Below are 612 nucleotides of genomic sequence, written 5' to 3' on the forward strand. Positions count from 1 at the left end.
CCCCCGGCCCGAACCGACGGGGCCGCCGCGTCGCCATCCCGGTCGCCGGCGCGGTGGCGGGCGTCCTGCTCGTCGCCGGACTGCTCTACACCCTGGCCAAGGGCGACGACGGCGGGGAGACCGGCGACCACGTCCCCGCCGGGGAGGGGTACGCCCGGGACGCCTCCGACGACGGCGAACAGGACGCCCCCGCCGGCCAGGTGGTGCGCGTGACGGTGACGGGCGAGAACACCACCCATACGGGGCTCTGCCCGCCGCCGGCCGACGCGGCGCCCACCTTCACGGCGACCTTCGCGGTGGACCGGGCCCCCGCCGAACTCACCTACCGATGGGTGTCCCGGGACGGCTCGGTCGTCGACCCCCAGTGGCGCGTCCTCGCCTTCCCCGCCGACGGCGACCGCACGGGCCGGGACGTCGTGCGCCTGACGACGTACTCGCGCAAGGGCACCCTCGCCGACGAGATCGGGGTGGAGGTGAAGGGTCCCGACGGGACCGTCTCCAACACCGTGCCGTTCTCGGTGACCTGCGACGGAACGACGACCGAGTGGAACACCGAACCGGAGACGCCCGAGAACTCCACGTGGTAGGCCACCCCGCCCGCCCGCCGTTCCC

The 612-nt window shown here is 75.2% G+C and carries 1 pseudogene; it reads left to right on the forward strand.

Annotated elements, in window-relative coordinates:
- Positions 1 to 587 (forward strand): annotated as a pseudogene (locus FNQ90_RS26000) (serine/threonine protein kinase); the annotation flags it as partial.
- Between the last annotated feature and the right edge of the window lie 25 nt (positions 588 to 612).

Origin of the sequence: Streptomyces alkaliphilus (assembly GCF_014141535.1) — a bacterium.
Classification (GTDB): Bacteria; Actinomycetota; Actinomycetes; order Streptomycetales; family Streptomycetaceae; genus Streptomyces; species Streptomyces alkaliphilus.